15 protein-coding genes and 1 pseudogene are annotated in these 13,353 nt (G+C 72.1%); 8 read left to right on the top strand and 8 right to left on the bottom strand.

Annotated features, from left to right (window positions below; all coding sequences use genetic code 11):
• Window positions 1-88: 88 nt before the first annotated feature.
• Window positions 89-1,021, bottom strand: a complete 933-nt coding sequence (locus ACZ63H_RS03305; protein ID WP_469861632.1) for an NmrA family NAD(P)-binding protein — start codon at window positions 1,019-1,021, stop codon at window positions 89-91.
• Between the two features lie 101 nt (window positions 1,022-1,122).
• Here ACZ63H_RS03305 and ACZ63H_RS03300 point away from each other — a divergent pair, with 101 nt between their 5' ends.
• A complete protein-coding gene (locus tag ACZ63H_RS03300) occupies window positions 1,123-1,755 on the top strand; it encodes a TetR/AcrR family transcriptional regulator (protein WP_469861630.1) in 633 nt (210 codons plus the stop codon).
• A 235-nt stretch (window positions 1,756-1,990) separates the two neighbouring features.
• Window positions 1,991-2,092, top strand: a pseudogene (locus tag ACZ63H_RS03295) (IMP dehydrogenase); the annotation flags it as partial.
• A gap of 30 nt (window positions 2,093-2,122) precedes the next feature.
• Here ACZ63H_RS03295 and ACZ63H_RS03290 read toward each other — a convergent pair.
• From ACZ63H_RS03290 to ACZ63H_RS03280, 3 genes are all read right to left on the bottom strand, one after another.
• A complete protein-coding gene (locus tag ACZ63H_RS03290; RefSeq protein ID WP_469861814.1) occupies window positions 2,123-2,665 on the bottom strand; it encodes a DUF4232 domain-containing protein in 543 nt (180 codons plus the stop codon).
• Window positions 2,666-3,080: 415 nt separating this feature from the next.
• The gene (locus ACZ63H_RS03285) at window positions 3,081-3,434 is read right to left on the bottom strand and encodes a nuclear transport factor 2 family protein (RefSeq protein WP_469861628.1); all 354 of its coding nucleotides are present in this window, start codon (window positions 3,432-3,434) and stop codon (window positions 3,081-3,083) included.
• Between the two features lie 26 nt (window positions 3,435-3,460).
• Window positions 3,461-4,255 (bottom strand): SDR family oxidoreductase, encoded by a 795-nt coding sequence (locus ACZ63H_RS03280; RefSeq protein WP_469861626.1) that lies wholly within the window; start codon window positions 4,253-4,255, stop codon window positions 3,461-3,463.
• Window positions 4,256-4,334: 79 nt separating this feature from the next.
• Here ACZ63H_RS03280 and ACZ63H_RS03275 point away from each other — a divergent pair, with 79 nt between their 5' ends.
• The gene (locus tag ACZ63H_RS03275; RefSeq protein ID WP_469861624.1) at window positions 4,335-5,150 is read left to right on the top strand and encodes a MerR family transcriptional regulator; all 816 of its coding nucleotides are present in this window, start codon (window positions 4,335-4,337) and stop codon (window positions 5,148-5,150) included.
• Window positions 5,151-5,811: 661 nt separating this feature from the next.
• On the opposite strand, the gene ACZ63H_RS03270 is transcribed toward ACZ63H_RS03275, so the two are convergent.
• The gene (locus ACZ63H_RS03270) at window positions 5,812-6,495 is read right to left on the bottom strand and encodes an NADPH-dependent F420 reductase (RefSeq protein WP_469861812.1); all 684 of its coding nucleotides are present in this window, start codon (window positions 6,493-6,495) and stop codon (window positions 5,812-5,814) included.
• Window positions 6,496-6,568: 73 nt separating this feature from the next.
• Here ACZ63H_RS03270 and ACZ63H_RS03265 point away from each other — a divergent pair, with 73 nt between their 5' ends.
• The 4 genes from ACZ63H_RS03265 to ACZ63H_RS03250 all read left to right on the top strand — a co-directional run bounded on the left by ACZ63H_RS03265 (window position 6,569) and on the right by ACZ63H_RS03250 (window position 9,272).
• Window positions 6,569-6,949, top strand: coding sequence for a winged helix-turn-helix transcriptional regulator (locus tag ACZ63H_RS03265; RefSeq protein ID WP_469861622.1), 381 nt, complete (start codon window positions 6,569-6,571; stop codon window positions 6,947-6,949).
• Window positions 6,950-7,559: 610 nt separating this feature from the next.
• Complete coding sequence (locus tag ACZ63H_RS03260; protein ID WP_469861621.1) at window positions 7,560-7,970, top strand: peptidoglycan-binding domain-containing protein; 411 nt, start codon at window positions 7,560-7,562, stop codon at window positions 7,968-7,970.
• A gap of 147 nt (window positions 7,971-8,117) precedes the next feature.
• Entirely contained in the window at window positions 8,118-8,657 is a 540-nt protein-coding gene (locus ACZ63H_RS03255; protein WP_469861620.1) for a hypothetical protein, read from the top strand.
• A 246-nt stretch (window positions 8,658-8,903) separates the two neighbouring features.
• Entirely contained in the window at window positions 8,904-9,272 is a 369-nt protein-coding gene (locus ACZ63H_RS03250) for a hypothetical protein (RefSeq protein WP_469861618.1), read from the top strand.
• A gap of 80 nt (window positions 9,273-9,352) precedes the next feature.
• Here the strand turns inward: ACZ63H_RS03250 and ACZ63H_RS03245 are convergent, their stop codons facing one another.
• Window positions 9,353-10,201 carry a helix-turn-helix transcriptional regulator gene (locus ACZ63H_RS03245; protein WP_469861616.1) on the bottom strand — a complete coding sequence of 283 codons (849 nt, stop codon included), beginning with the start codon at window positions 10,199-10,201 and terminating at the stop codon, window positions 9,353-9,355.
• 135 nt (window positions 10,202-10,336) lie between these two features.
• Here ACZ63H_RS03245 and ACZ63H_RS03240 point away from each other — a divergent pair, with 135 nt between their 5' ends.
• Window positions 10,337-11,191 carry an NAD-dependent epimerase/dehydratase family protein gene (locus ACZ63H_RS03240; protein WP_469861614.1) on the top strand — a complete coding sequence of 285 codons (855 nt, stop codon included), beginning with the start codon at window positions 10,337-10,339 and terminating at the stop codon, window positions 11,189-11,191.
• A gap of 603 nt (window positions 11,192-11,794) precedes the next feature.
• On the opposite strand, the gene ACZ63H_RS03235 is transcribed toward ACZ63H_RS03240, so the two are convergent.
• Together ACZ63H_RS03235 and ACZ63H_RS03230 are read right to left on the bottom strand one after the other, a co-directional pair.
• Window positions 11,795-12,568: an SDR family NAD(P)-dependent oxidoreductase gene (locus ACZ63H_RS03235; RefSeq protein WP_469861810.1), complete on the bottom strand. Its 774-nt coding sequence runs from the start codon at window positions 12,566-12,568 to the stop codon at window positions 11,795-11,797.
• 14 nt (window positions 12,569-12,582) lie between these two features.
• The gene (locus tag ACZ63H_RS03230) at window positions 12,583-13,341 is read right to left on the bottom strand and encodes an SDR family oxidoreductase (RefSeq protein ID WP_469861612.1); all 759 of its coding nucleotides are present in this window, start codon (window positions 13,339-13,341) and stop codon (window positions 12,583-12,585) included.
• Between the last annotated feature and the right edge of the window lie 12 nt (window positions 13,342-13,353).

Raw genomic sequence — 13,353 nt, 5'->3', positions numbered from 1 at the left:
TTCCCGCGTCGTCGGTCGGCACCGTCTCCGTGGACACAGCGGCAGGCGGGCCGGTGGATCCGGCATCCGCCCCGGGCGCCGCCGAAGGTCACAGCGCCGGATCCCCCTGGCCGGACACGGGTGTCAGCTGCTCATCCGCCCACTCGGCGAAGGTGGTGATCGGGATGCCCAACTCCCGGGCGAATTCGGGGCGGGCGGGCTGGAGGACCACGTTGTTCCACTCGTGCCCGGCTCCCCACTTCGGCATGCCCGCGTCGAGGGCCTCCTCCAGGCTCATGGAAGGCGCGGACACAGGCACGCCCCAGGCGGCGGACAAGGTCTGCGCGATCTGTTCCATCGTGCGCAGGTCACCGGCCAGTTCCAGTTCCACTTGGTGGAACCGGTCGGGGTCTCGGAGGGCGTGCGCCGCGGCCGTGCCGATGTCCCGCACGGCCACCAGGGCCAGTTCGGTGTCCGGTCTCAGTACCGTCAGCAGGCCCCCGCGGGGCCCTCGGGGCGCCAACTGCGGTAGGTTCTCCATGAAGAAGGCGGGCTTGATCACCGTCCAGCGGGCGAAGCCCGCACCCCGTACCGCCTCCATGATCGCCTGCTTGGTGTGGAAGTAGTCGGCCATCGCCGCCCAGCGGCCTTCGGCCCAGCCGGGGGCCTGGGTGTGCTCACCGACTCCACTGGTCGAGGACTGCACGAACTGCCGCACGCCCTCGGTCTTCGCCGCATCGATCAGGTTGGTGGCCTGGGTGAGCTCGCCCGCGAAGTCCACACCGGCCTCGCTCATCGGCGGCATCTGCACGGAGAACACGGCGCGGACCCCCTCGACCGCCGGGCCGAGGGTGGCCCGGTCGGAAAGGTCCGCTCGTACCAGCTCGGCACCGAGCGCCTCGATCGCGCGTGCGGGCTGCGACCACGGGTCGCGTACGAGTGCACGCACGGGTGTCCCGGCGGCCAGGAGTGCGCGAGCCGTGGCCCCGCCTTGCTGGCCTGTCGCTCCGGTGACCAGGACGGTATCGCTGTCGACGGGCATGGCCGCTGCTCCTCACGAAGCGGAGAATGAAAACGGCGGGGCCCGCCGTTTCGTCTGCCGCTACGATATGGCGGGGCCCGCCGTTTAGCAATGGGGAGATCATGACCGGCCAACGCTCAGACGCCCGACGCAATTACCGGCTCATCCTCGCCGTCGCCGAGGCCGAGGTCGCCGCGCACGGTGCCGACGCGTCCCAGGAGCAGATCGCCCGGGCCGCAGGCGTCGGATCGGCGACCGTACGCCGACACTTCCCCACCCGTCGGGCCCTCCTCGAAGCCGTCTTCCAGGAACGCATCGAAGTCCTGTGCGAGCATGCCCACCGGCTGAGTGCGGCCGACGACAGCCGCACCGCCCTCTTGGAGTGGCTCCGCGCTCTCGTCGCCTACGCGGTCTCGGCCCGTGGATTCGCCCACATCCTCAGCTACGAGCCCCCCACCGAGGAACCTGCCCCGCACTCCTGTGGCAACAGAATCGAGGCGGCAGGGAATCCCCTGCTGCAGCGAGCCATCCGCGACAAGGCGGTCGCACCGCATGTCACCTTCCACGACCTGCTGACCCTCGCCGTCGGCATCGCCCTGGCCACCGAGCACCACGAGGACCCCGGCGCCCAGGCCGACCGCCTCTTCCGCCTCGCTGTGGAAGGGCTCAGCCCCGGGCCCTGCACCGCCGGGGTGCCCGGGAACCCCGGCCCTTCGGCTCTGGTGACAGCGAGCCTGCCGGATGAGCGCGTGTGACGAGCGGGATGCCTGGCCGGTGACAACAAGGCTGCCTCGACCGGCCTTCTCCACCGGCTCATCCGGTGTCGCCGGTGAGAACTTCCGGGCTTTGGGTCATGCGGCGGGCCGATGCGCAGCGTTCTGGCCGTGGCCCGCACCTTTCGTCGCCCTGAACACGCGGTCCTGCGAGCACCCCTTGGCAGACCCGGCGGCCGAGCCGCCGGCCCCTAACCACCCGCACGGTCGCGGGCCCGGCTGGTTCCAGCCGGGCCGGGTCTTCGACCGCACCCTGCCCCTGGACCAGGTCGCCGAGGGTTGCCGGGTGATGGACGAGCGCGGTGCGGTCAAAGCCCTCCCGGAGTTCCGGCCGCGCGGCCGCGGGGGGTTACTGTCCGACCGGGTTGAGGTAGGTGCCCGGGTGGGTGGCGCCGTCCTGCTTCAGGATCTGGCCGCCGAACGGCCACTTCAGGGTGAAGGGCTTCGTCTCGTTCGGCGGGGTGACCAGGAACTTCGCGGGGACGAACTTCTCCTTCTGCGGCGTGGACTTGGCGACGGGGAGCAGGCTGATACTGAAGTCCGTCGTGCCCCCTCGCTTCAGGGTGATCTTCGCGGGCTTCTTGGAGGAGCGCGCCAGGGACCAGGTGCCGTCGGTCTTCTGGGCGCCGACCATGTCGACACCGGCGAAGCCGGACAGGGTGCAGGTGCGGTTGCTCTTGTTGGTGAACCAGATGAACGCCTGCGTCTGCTTCCCGGTCCGCCCCATCTTGGGCTTCGCGTCGTCCCCGGTGGCGAAACCGGCCTTCAGGTCGGCGGTGTGGCAACGCGTCGGCGCGGCCTTGGCGGTGGCGGCCGAGGCCGGGACGGCGGTGCCGACGGTGCCGGCGGCGACGATCGCCGCAAGGGCCACGGTGGTCATTTTGGTCTTCATCACGTGTTCGGTTCCCCTCGAATACGACTCGGTGCGCGAGGTCAGTGCGCACCCTCGCACCTGGAGACGCTCGATGTCCGGCGAAGGTTCGGTGCGCCGGGCGACCTTTTCCGCCGCGTACGGTGGGGGCGTGGCACCGCCTCTGCCCGAGCCGCTGGCACACCTGGGACCAGGCCCGCCAGGTCCTCGCGCCGGCAGCCCTGGTCGACCCGGCCGGGATGGCGCGGCATCCCGGCCGGGTTCGCGCTCAGGCCGGCCAGCAGGTGGCGGTCCACGAGCCGGCGCACCACGAACACCGTCACGGCCGCCTTCTCACCGGTCACGTCGGGGGCGCCGAGCGCGGCCGGCCGAGGAGGGCATGACCTCGTGGCGGACGGTGCCGCAGAAACGGAGCTTGCCGGCGGCGATCACCCGTTCACATGCACGCGGCGATGGTGAGCTCGGTGATGCGTCCGTCGTCGTCGAGCGTGAAGGCGTGGGCGAGGTCGACGGAGCCGCCGGGGAAGTCGCCTTCGAGGCGTTGGGTCACCGTCCAGCGCCGGTCGTCGTGCCGGACGGCGCTGAGGGGGGTGGTCGTGTAGGTGTACTCGGTCGAGGTCCTCTCCAGCCAGGCCCTGACCGCGTCGCGGCCGTGGTGGGTGCGGCCGTCGTCGGTGACCACCGGGACGGGGCCGAAGCAGTCGGCCGCCGTGGGCACGTCGTGGCGGGTGTGGGCGTCGAGGTACGTCTGGATCCGAAGGGGCAGGCCGGGGAGGCCGATGTGGGTCATGTGCGCTCCTAGGTTGTGGGGTGGGGTCAGAGGGTGGGGACGGCGCCGCCGTCGATGGTGTGCTCGGCGCCCGTGATGGCGGCGGCACGGTCGGAGACGAGGAAGGCGACCAGTTCGGCCACCTCCTCGGGGCGTGCCGGGCGGCCGAGGGGGATGCCACCGAGCGAGGCCAGCACCTGGTCCCAGGCCGCGGCCCGGCCGATGCCCTGTGCGTCGGCGATGCGGGCGACCAGGGCGGTGGTGCCCTCCGTCGCGATCGCGCCCGGGAAGACGACGTTGACCCGTACTCCGTGCGGGGCCAGTTCCCGGGCGAGGCCCTTGCTGTACGTGGTCAGCGCGGCCTTGGCGGCGGCGTAGCCGAGTGTGGCGTCGGGCAGGGGCAGCCGGCGCTGGATGGAGGAGACGTGGACGACGGCGCCCCGGCCCGCGTCCCGCATCGCCGGGAGGAGTGCGCGGTCCAGGCGTACGGCGGCCAGCAGGTTGAGGGCGAGCTCGTCCTGCCAGTGGGCGTCGGTGAGGGCGGCGAATCCGCCGGCCGGCGCGTGCGAGCCGCCGAGCGTGTGCACGACGACGTCCGGGGTGCCCAGCCGGTCGCGCACCGCCGAGACCACGGTGTCGACGCCGTCCGGCGTGGTCAGGTCGGCCGTGACGAAGAGCGGGTCGGCGGCCCCGGTCGCGGGCGCCGTGCGGGCCGTCGGGAGCACGGTGGCGCCGGCCGCGCGCAGGCGGGCCGTGATCGCGGCGCCGGTGCCCCGTCCGGCGCCGGTGACGACGGCGAGACGCCCCGCGAGGTCGGGGGAGACGAAAGGAGTGCTGGTCATGTGCCGGAGCGTGCCGCCTCCCGCGGCACCCGGGTCAAGCGCTGCACTCTCCCCCCGGGGGAGGGTGCACAGTAGGGGCGTGCTGACGATCGGCGAATTCTCCCGGCTGACCCACCTGAGCATCCGTACGCTGCGCCGCTACCACGAGGCCGGGCTGCTGGAGCCCGCGCACGTGGACCCGTCGAGCGGCTACCGGTACTACGACCCCGGCCAGATCCCCACCGCACAGGTCATCTCCCGGCTGCGGGAACTCGACGTACCGCTCGCCGACGTCCGGCGGATCCTGCTCACTCCGGACCCGACCGTGCGCGCGGACCTCGTGGGCGAGCACCTCCAGCGGCTCCAGGACCAGCTGTCGCGGACCCAGGCGGCCGTCGCGTCGCTGCGACGGCTGCTGCGCCCCGAACCGGCCGGTGTCGCGGTCGAGCTGCGCCACGCGCCCGCGCGGCGCGTGGCCGCGGTGCGGGGCACGGTCTCCCACGAGGAGGTGCTGTCCTGGTACGCGGGCGCGATGGCCGAGCTGGACGCCGTCATCGACGCGCCCACGGGCCCCGCGGGCGGCCTCTACGACAACGCGCTGTTCAGCGAGGGCCGCGGGGACGTGCTCGTGTACGTCCCGGTCGCCGCGCCCGTGCCGGACCTCGGACGCGTCCACGGCACCGAGCTGCCGGCCGCCGAGCTGGCGGTCACCGTGCACCCGGGGTCCCACGACACCATCGACGTCACCTACGGCGAGTTGGGCAGGTGGGTCGCCGACCACGCACTCGCCGTGGCCGGGCCGGTGCGCGAGACCTACCTCGTGGGCCCACGCGACACCCCGGCCGCCGAGGAGTGGCGCACCGAGATCGGCTGGCCGGTGTTCCGGGTCGCCGGTGCCGGCCCCCGCCCGGTCTGAGCCTAGCGCGGCCCGGCGGGGACGCTGGGCCGCGCTACGATCCCATCGAGCCCGGCTTCGGCCCCGCAGCGGGCCGGCAGTCAGCGAAGCCACTGAATCAGCCGCTCTTCCTCACCCCCGGGCTGCCATTTCGATACACGGCCTATGGGCGATCGCCGCCTGCCGATCGGACGACGGCCGGAGGTGGGTCAGGTCGTCGCGCGCTCCGGGGGGGGAGCGGCGCGTACGTGTCGGGGTCCTTGCGCACGAGCACGGACGGGCAACTCAGGTGGAACGTCTCGTCGCCGAGCCGGGGCGGCAACTCCCCGGCGTCGGCGAGGGCGAACCGGTCTCGGACGGGGGCGTGCGGGTGGCTCGCCCGCCGCGCACCCGGGTCCACGCCGCCGATCACGGCGGTCCCGCCCCCGGCGCGCTTGCGCACCGGCCCTGCGCCGAACTGGTCGGCGCCCGCTGTACGGCCTGTCGCCGGACATCACCGGTTGGCGGGCCGAGGAACTCGGCGGCGGGGTCGCCCTGTCCACCCAGCTCGTACGGTTGCCCGGCGGCCGGCCCCTGGCTCCGGCCCGGCTGGTGCCGAAACGGACCTCGGTCGGCTGCGGGGAGCAGACCCGTCCGAGCCGGACCATGTGATCGAACTCGACCCTGTGCACCTTGAGAACCCCTAGTGGAATGCCCCCGTGCCACCTTCCGTTTCCCGGGGGCTCGGTCCGGACGCATAGGCCAGCGGAGGTGCGATTGCTTGCGCATCCGCTCCCTCGCCGACCCACAGGGCGATGAACAGCGCGGCGGTCGCCTCCAGTAGTCCCGCACGTTCGAGGCCGCCGCCGGCCACGGGTTCGCAGCCCAGGTCCCGCACCAACTCGCGTACGCGCGCGAGGGCTGTCCGGTCGTCCCCGCAGACCGGTACGGCCAGTGGCCGTCTGTCGAAGACGGGCGGCCGCATGCGCCACACGTCCTGGTGGCAGAGGTTGAAAGCCTTGACCACGTGGGCTCCTGGCGCCGCTGCGGCCAGTAGCTGCGCGGCTGAGGGACCTCCTTCCGTCAGCAGTCGGAAGCCCGGGCCGACCGGGTTGGAGCAGTCGATCAGCACCTTGCCCTCCAGGGCCGTGTGCAGGTCCCGTGCCACGTCGGCTCCCGCCCCGAAGGGCAGCGCGGCCAACACCACCTGACCGAACTCGGCCGCCCCGCGCAGACTGGCGGGCTTCACGCTGCCTCGGATGCGCGTCGCGAGCCGCTCCGCCTTGTATGCGTTCCGTCCCCCGATGGCCACCTGGTGCCCGGCCCGCACCCAGTGGGTGGCGAGCGCGTCGGCCATGTTGCCCGTTCCCAGCACGCCGATTCTCATCACACGTCCCCTCTCCGTGCCTGCTTCGCCGTTCACACCGACGCTAGAGGGCGGTTGGGGCACCATTTGGTACGTGACGACCGACGCCTTCCTCGCCGACTGCCGCGCCCGCCTCGCCTTCGACCTGCTCTCCAACACCTGGAATGCGGTGGTGCTCTGGGCACTGCGCGATGGTCCCAGGCGCCCGGTCGTCCTACGGGAGCGGATCGGGGGCATCAGTTCCAAGGTCCTCACCGAGACTCTGCGCCGGTTGCAGTTCAACGGACTGGTCGAGCGGCTGGCGGACCCCGGCGCACCCTCACGGGTCGAGTACCGGCTCACCGCTCTGGGCCGGACCTTGCTGGCGCCCATCGACGCCGTCGGCGCCTGGGCCTTCGAGTACGGCGACGAGGTTATGGCCGCCCAGGAAGCAGCATGCACTCCGGACCCGCAGTCGCCTCCTCCGGCTCGCTAGACGGGTCGACGGCGTGAGCGCGGACTCGCGGCGGTCGCCTCTTGTGGGCCGCCGACGCCTCGGCCCCGCTGAGCGCGGAGACGAGGGCGTGCACCGAAAGCCGCCTGCACGCCAGGGTGCACGACGCCTACGGGCCGACCGAGGCAGGGATCATCTCGCTCGACGGCCGGGTGCTGCGCCCGTCGGTGACCGGCCACAACCTGGTGGACGTGCCCGAGCTGGGCTACTTCGGTACCCACTCGCCGCACCCCCGGGGCGAACTCCTGGTCAAGCCCGACCGGCTCGTCTCCGGCTGCTTCGGAGGCGGCACTCGCTGCTGCCCCTGCCGCACGCCTTCGCCCGGCCGCAGGCACCCTGTCCGGTTCGGCCCTGCCCGCGCTCCGGTCGGCGCGGCTGAGCGTCTCCTTGGTGGCGCTTGGTGGGGTGTTCGTCGGTGCAGGGCTGGGTGGCCGGTCTGGGGTGCGCGCGCGATATCGCTATGGCCCCTTCGACCTCGGCGGCCGGTGGGAAGCCCGCCGTTCAAGGTTCCTTCAGGACTCTCCCAAGCCCGGCTCTGCATCGTTGTCTGCGTACGGGGCACCACCAACGACCACCGGCTCAAGGGGCAACCATGAGGCTTCGTCATGCCGCCGCCGTCTCGGCGTCGGGCACTCTGCTGGCGCTGGGCGCTTTGTCCGCTCCGGCCCAGGCCGTACAGGCCGTCCACGCCGAAGGAACCGCCGGTGCCTCGGGCACCGTGGCCGCGGCGAGCAACTGCCCCTACCAGGGCTACTGGTACACCGGCACGGCTACGACCAGTTACGGAGACACCGGAGCCAAGGTCAAGGAGGCGCAGTGCCTCCTGTACTTCGCCGGGTACCTCTCCTCCGGCGGAGTGGACGGCGTCTTCGGCTCGGCCACCCGCTCCGCGGTGCGCAGCTTCCAGGCCATGTACCAGTCCGAGTGCAATCCCCTGGTGGTGGTCGACGGAATCGTCGGCGTCCGCACCTGGGCGGCGCTGCGCAGCGCGTGCCCTGCCTGACCCGTCAGCTCGCCCGACCCGTCAGGCGCGGGGCCACCGCGCAGGACCGTTCCCGTCCGTCCCGGCCGGACACCGGTGCGAGCCGGAGCCCGCCACGACACAGCACGGCTACGTTCGATCACGGTTCGTGAAAGGAAATCCCGTCCCATGAAGAGCACACAGTTCCTGGCCTCGGCCGCCTTGGCCACCTCGTTGATCGTCCTCGCACCGGCCACGTCCGCGCACGCCGCCGGCAAGGCGGACATCGCGAAGTCGATCCTGAAGACCCGGGGCATCACCCTGGCCACCGTGCACGAGAGCAGGGTGAAGGACGGCGCCACCGCCAAGAAGAACATCCAGGACACCGCCAAGGGCAAGAAGGCCAAGCGCAGCAACTACGGGAACGCGCCCGGCGGGTCGGTCGCGCTCAACAAGACGATGCTGAACGCGATGCTCAAGCTGAGGACCTCGAAGCGGTTCACCTTCAGGGTCACCGAGGTCGCCGGCGGCAGTCACTCGGTCGGCTCGAAGCACTACAAGGGCAGGGCTTTCGACGTCGGCACCGTCAACGGCTCGAACGTCAGCCTCGGCGGGCCGGGCTACACCAAGGCCAAGAAGTTCATGAAGGCCTGCAAGGCCTACGGGGCGGTGCTCGTACTCGGCCCGGGGGACGCCGGCCACTCCACGCACGTGCACTGCCAGTGGTGACATCCGGCCGCTCCGGAGCCCGGGCTGTCCAGCGACGGTGCTGACAGACCTTCCACGCGTTTCGGCCGCCGGCCCCCGAGCGCGGTCCCGGCGGCCGACGCACGCGGTTCCCACCGCCGCCGGACAGTGCCGGGCCGACGCTCGGACCTGACGGAGGGGCGCTCGCCACCCCAGGGGACGGACCGGCAACGTGCGATCCGTCCCCTGTACGACAACCGACGCAGCAAGCGCACTTGAGGAGAGATCATGACCTTTCGAGCAGTGCTCACCGCTGTGACGACCAGTGCGGTCCTCGTAGGCGCGCTGACCGCCATGTCCACCGCTCCCGCCCCGGCGGCACCCGCCACGCCGACGGCTGCCACCGGGACGCCTGCGGCAGGCACCGCGGACTCCGGGACGGCGGGGGCGGCAACCTGGTACACCACCACGTCGCTGGGCGGGCCGATCAGAGCGTGCTACAAGGAAAGCTGCGACTGGTACTACCGCACGTCCCCCGGGGACACACTGCTGTGGAGCCACAACGCCTATAACGAATACGGGAACCTGTGGTACTACGTGGACAACGGGTTCACGCGCGGGTGGATCTACTGCGGGAACGTGACCGCGGGGTGCTGAAATCCCCTTGTCGACCGCCTCGTCCGGGGGCTCGGCGTGGCCGTCGGGCAGGGAACGGACCGGGAGAGGTCAGCACGCGGTCAGGAACTCCTCGGCGTCAGGTCCTGCAAGCCCACCACCCGCAGCAACTGCAAGCGCTCGTACGACTCCGTGCCAGGGCGGGCGGTGTGGATGACGAGCTGCTGGTTGTGGTCGGAGTTGACGAGGACCTCGCAGTCGAGTTCGAGGATACCGATCGCCGGGTGGCGGAAGCGTTTCGTGGTGGCGCGGCGTACGGCGACCTCGTGCTCGTCCCAGAGGTGGGCGAACTCCTCGCTCGCGGCGCGCAGTTCGGCGACGAGGTCGGTGGGTCCGGGGTCCGTGGGGCGGGCCGAGGCCACCGCTCGCAGGCCGGCGACGTGCTCGCGGGCGCGCACCGGGCGGTCCTCGGGCGGGAACAGCTCTTGGGCCGCCGGGTCCAGGAAGAAGCGGCGGATCATGTTGCGTTCCCGGGGTGGGCGGGCGAGAGCGTCTCCGCTCAGCGCCCGCGACAGTGCGTTCTGGGCCAGGACCTCGCCGCAGTCCGTCACCACGATCGCCGGGGTGTCGTGCAGCCGGTCCAGCACCAGGAGCAGACCCGGGCGGACGTGCGTGCTGGTCGTCTCGCGGCGCGGAGGCTCCTCACCGGTGAGGTGGAAGAGGTGGTCGTGTTCGTCCTGTGTCAGGCGGAGGGCGCGGGCCAGCGCGGTGAGCATCTGGCGGGACGGGCGCGGGCCCCGGGACTGTTCCAGCCGCGTGTAGTAGTCCACGGACATGCCCGCCAGCTGGGCCACCTCCTCGCGGCGCAGCCCCGGTGTACGGCGGCGGGTACCGGCCGGCAGACCCACGTCGGAAGGGGTCAGGCGGGCACGGGCGCGGCGCAGGAAGTCGGTGAGTTCGACTCGGTTCACCCCTCCAGGGTGCGGGACCCGGGCCGGCTTATCCAGGGACTGCCGATCCCCTGATGCAGAGGTCTCTGCCGGTCCTCCCCGCATCCGCCGAAGCTGGTCTTCAACGACAGGCGACACATGCGTGAGGAGCACATCATGCTGACTTTGGTGACCGGTACGACGGGACAGGTCGGACGCCGCTTCGTGCCGCGACTGCTGACCCAGCTGCAGCCGGGGGAGCAGGTGAGGGTCCTGGTGCGGGACGCGGCTCGTGGCGAGCGCTTCGCGGAGCTGGGCGCCCAGGTCGCCGTAGGGGATATGCGCGACGCGGAGACACTCGGCAAGGCACTCGCCGGCGTGGACGCCGTGGTGAACGTCGCCGCCTCCTTCCGCGGGGTGCCCGACGAGGAGGCGTGGGCCGTCAACCGGGATGCCGCAGTGGCCCTGGGCCGCGCCGCGCGGGCCTCCGGGGTGGAGAGGTTCGTGCAGGTGAGCACGAACAATGTGTACGGCGTGGGACGGGGGCGCCCGCTGACCGAGGAGGACGAGAGCCGGCCGGGCGGCGAGATGTGGGGCGCCTACCCCGAGTCCAAGGCCGAGGCCGAGCGCGAACTGCTCGCGCTCAAGGGTTTGGACGTACGCATCGGGCGGCTCCCCTTCGTCTACGGCGACGGCGACCCGCACCTTGCCGACTCCTTGCGGTGGGCCGCCCGCTGGGCACCGCACCAGCGCCTGCAGATGGCCCATCACGCGGACGTCGCCCAGGGGCTGATGCGTCTGCTGTACGCGCCGGGCATCGCCGGCCGGATCTACAACATCGCCGATGACGCCCCCGTCACGACGGTTGAGCTGTACCGGCTCAACGGCGTCGAGGTGCCTGCCGCGCTCCGAGAGTTCACGGACCCCGACCCGTGGTTCGGGATCATGTCCAACCAGCGCATCCGCCGGGAACTCGGCTTCCGGCCGATCTATCCGAGCGTCTGGACGGCCAGGGACGCCGGAGCCCTGTGACGGGTCACCGACCGGGTCGGTTCACACCCCGGTGATCCCCAACAGCCGGCACTCCGTACGTGAGCCGAAGCACCCTAGGTGATCCCACCGGCTTCCCCCGGACAGCGGCTTCAGCCGAGCGGAGCACAGTGGGTGTCACCGATGCGGCGCGCCACCATCGGCCGCCGCCGGTCCGCCGGCGCGCCGGCGGCATGGCCGCCACCGAGGCCGCGGTGCGATCGAGCACGTCGGCTACGCGAAGCCCTGTGGCGGTGGAATCACCCGCCGGCCCGGTCGCCGTGCTGGAGGAGGCCGGTCGGCCGATCAGCGCTGGGGGAGGGAGACCACCACGCGCCGGACGGCCTGGAACGCCGGGGGGTGTGTCGGTGTGGGGGCATCTGTCACGCCTACGGCGTCGCCCGCGGGGAAGCCGCCGAAGCCGCCCGGCATCAGGGACCGATCAGGGTGCTGTCGGGGGCGATCCCTGATCCGTCGCACCGCGGCCGTGCGGCACGGTCGTGGGTATGACTTTCGAGCGGGCGCGGCACCGCCCGGGCATCCGCTGTTCACCCACGCCGGCTGCCCCGGGACACGTCGGCGGCGAGGTGGCCCCGGGGCGATGAGTCACTGGGCGGTCCAACCGCCGTCGGCGGTCAGGAGGGCACCGGTGATGAAGGAGGCCGCATCGGACGCGAGGAAGGCGATGGATTCCGCGACCTCTTCCGGGCGGCCGATACGTCCGAGGGGGTGAGCCGGGCCGAAGGAGGCGAGCATCTCGCGGCCGTTGTCGACGACGCCTTCCATGATGTCGGTGTCGATGACACCGGGGAGGACGGCGTTGGAGCGGATGCCCAGCGGGCCGCCCTCGATCGCCAGGACCCGGGTGATCTGGGCCAGGGCGCCCTTGGAGGCGGCGTAGGCGGTCTGCGTGGCGAAGGCGACGACGGACGAGACCGAGGCGACGGAGACGATGGCTCCGCCGCGGCCGGCCGCCTCCATGGCACGGAAGGCCTCCCGTGCCTGGAGGAAGTTGCCGCGGGCGTTGACGCGCAGGATGGCGTCGAAGTCGTCGGCGGTGGTCTCGGTGATGGGTTTGTTGAGGGTGCGGCCGGCGTTGTTGACCAGGATGTCGAGGGAGCCGAAGCGGTCGGTGGCCAGGGCCACGGCGGCGCGGGCGTGGTCCTCGTCCGCGACATCGCCGACGAGGGCGGCGATGTTGTCGGGGTCCTTCGCGGCCAGGTCTTGGACTGCTGCGGAGCGGTCGGTGACGACCAGGCGGGCGCCGCGGGTGCGCAGCAGGGTGGCGGTGGCGTGGCCGATGCCGCGGGCGGCGCCGGTGACGACGGCGACGCGGCCGGTGAGGTCCCAGGGGGTGGGCAGGGGCGCGGTCACGAGGATGCCTCCGGTGGAGTTCAGCGCTGGCGGGTGGGACGGACGACGATCTCGTTGACGTCGACGTCCGGGGGTTGGGCGAGGGCGTACGAGACGGCGCCGGCGATGGCCTCGGGGCCGATGGCGTGGGCGCGGTAGGCGCGCATCGCCTCGGCGGCTCCGGGATCGGTGATGGTGTCGGCCAGTTCGGATGCGACCACTCCGGGAGAGATGGTGGTGACCCGGATCGCCGGGTCGGACTCCAGGCGCAGTCCCTCGGTGATGGCCCAGGCCGCGTACTTCGTGGCGCAGTACACGGCTGCCGTGGGCACGACCTCGTGGGCGCCGATGCTGGCGATGGTCACGAAGTGGCCCGCGCGCTGCGCGGTGAAGAGCGGCAGCGCAGCGGCGATGCCGTGCAGCAGGCCGCGGATGTTGACGTCGATCATCCGGTCCCACTCGTCGGCGAGCAGGGAGTCAAGGCGGGAGAGGGGCATGACGCCGGCATTGGCGACGAGGGCGTCGACGCGGCCGTGGCGTTCGCGGGCTGCGGCGACGAACGCAGCGACGTCGTCGCGGTCCGTCACGTCCAGACGGACCGGCTGCACGCTCCCGGGCAAGGCCGAGGCGCGGTCGGCGAGCGCGCGCAACCGGTCGGTGCGCCGCGCGCCGGCCATCACGTGGTGGCCCTCCGCCGCCAGCCGTTCGGCGACGGCCGCGCCGATGCCGCTGCTGGCGCCGGTGACGAGGACGACCTTGTCGCCGGCCTGCCCGGCGGATTGAGGAAGTGGTGTGTTCATGGCCCCGAGCCT

Source organism: Streptomyces sp. NPDC104831 (assembly GCF_055583025.1).
Note: the sequence above shows the minus strand (reverse complement) of the source record. Positions and strands in the feature narration are given on the sequence as shown.

What these genes read in the sequence shown, in the direction of transcription:
- ACZ63H_RS03305 (WP_469861632.1), bottom strand. Translation starts at nt 1,021, where the DNA reads ATGCCCGTCGACAGCGATACCGTCCTGGTCACCGGAGCGACAGGCCAG.
- ACZ63H_RS03300 (WP_469861630.1), top strand. Translation starts at nt 1,123, where the DNA reads ATGACCGGCCAACGCTCAGACGCCCGACGCAATTACCGGCTCATCCTC.
- ACZ63H_RS03290 (WP_469861814.1), bottom strand. Translation starts at nt 2,665, where the DNA reads ATGAAGACCAAAATGACCACCGTGGCCCTTGCGGCGATCGTCGCCGCC.
- ACZ63H_RS03285 (WP_469861628.1), bottom strand. Translation starts at nt 3,434, where the DNA reads ATGACCCACATCGGCCTCCCCGGCCTGCCCCTTCGGATCCAGACGTAC.
- ACZ63H_RS03280 (WP_469861626.1), bottom strand. Translation starts at nt 4,255, where the DNA reads ATGACCAGCACTCCTTTCGTCTCCCCCGACCTCGCGGGGCGTCTCGCC.
- ACZ63H_RS03270 (WP_469861812.1), bottom strand. Translation starts at nt 6,495, where the DNA reads ATGAGAATCGGCGTGCTGGGAACGGGCAACATGGCCGACGCGCTCGCC.
- ACZ63H_RS03260 (WP_469861621.1), top strand. Translation starts at nt 7,560, where the DNA reads ATGAGGCTTCGTCATGCCGCCGCCGTCTCGGCGTCGGGCACTCTGCTG.
- ACZ63H_RS03255 (WP_469861620.1), top strand. Translation starts at nt 8,118, where the DNA reads ATGAAGAGCACACAGTTCCTGGCCTCGGCCGCCTTGGCCACCTCGTTG.
- ACZ63H_RS03250 (WP_469861618.1), top strand. Translation starts at nt 8,904, where the DNA reads ATGACCTTTCGAGCAGTGCTCACCGCTGTGACGACCAGTGCGGTCCTC.
- ACZ63H_RS03240 (WP_469861614.1), top strand. Translation starts at nt 10,337, where the DNA reads ATGCTGACTTTGGTGACCGGTACGACGGGACAGGTCGGACGCCGCTTC.
- ACZ63H_RS03230 (WP_469861612.1), bottom strand. Translation starts at nt 13,341, where the DNA reads ATGAACACACCACTTCCTCAATCCGCCGGGCAGGCCGGCGACAAGGTC.